Below are 981 nucleotides of genomic sequence, written 5' to 3'. Positions count from 1 at the left end.
GAGAGGACCATAGTGTCCATAGTCTGCAGGCCACCAATCCTGGCTGTCTGTCATCAGATTATGAAGGTCTTGCTTAAGGGAGTCATAGTCCAGCTTTTGAAATTCTTCTGCATAATCGAAGTCTTCTCCCATTGGGTTGGTCTTCTTATCATGCTGGCGAAGGATATCCAAGTTCAGCTGGTTTGGCCACCAGTCTTTATTGGTTGTACCGACCTTTGCAGTTGTGACCGCACTCTCTTCCTCCGTTTTGTGGTGCGATACAGGGCACTGCTCAGCTCCAGCCTTACTTTCGTGCATTTCATTCTTGTCCATGTGTATTTCTCCCTTCTATATGTGTGAATAAAAATTATAACCTCTATTAGATTATAATTATAATAAACTAGAGTTCGAATTGGAAGCAAGATGCACTAAACTTTAAAAGAAAGATTTTCAATTAGGTTACCAAGGAATAAGAAATAGAACAGGATTACATAAATCTTAGAAGTGGCATTTGGGGGAGAGCAAAAGCGCTCTTAACTCTTATCTTAACAAATTTACTGAAAATAAAGTAGATTTTACTCTTTTTTAACGATGGTTTAATAGATTTTAATCTGCTTAAAACTATTCTCATTAAATTCGTGTATCTGTACAGTGTTTTCAACATAATGATTTATGTGATTAGTGAGGGTTTTTGGATTATAGTCTATTTTTAGGTGGATATGTTACTTCTTATGGATAATCGTAACATATTATAATATTTATGTAAGCGCTTAAGGTTTAGGGGGGGAAGCTTTAGAACTTGGGAAAGTTGCACATATCTAACTTAGTAAGATTTTATACTTGGACTACGACTTAACCTCTCCCTATAAGAATAACTCATAGGAAAGGGGGACGTTTTTTAAAACGTCCCCCTTTAATTGAATGTGAACTATTTTTTATTTACAGAAGCATCATAAATCGAATCTACAGCATTTCCCAATGCCGTATTAAACTCTTCATCCG

1 pseudogene is annotated in these 981 nt (G+C 36.2%); it reads right to left on the bottom strand.

Going from position 1 to position 981, the window contains the following annotated elements:
* Window positions 1–312 (bottom strand): annotated as a pseudogene (locus LD39_RS07190) (catalase-peroxidase); the annotation flags it as partial.
* Window positions 313–981 lie beyond the last annotated feature (669 nt).

The sequence above is a fragment of the Halobacillus sp. BBL2006 genome, assembly GCF_000786645.1.
In the GTDB taxonomy this organism is placed as follows: Bacteria; Bacillota; Bacilli; order Bacillales; family Halobacillaceae; genus Halobacillus.
Note: the sequence above shows the minus strand (reverse complement) of the source record. Positions and strands in the feature narration are given on the sequence as shown.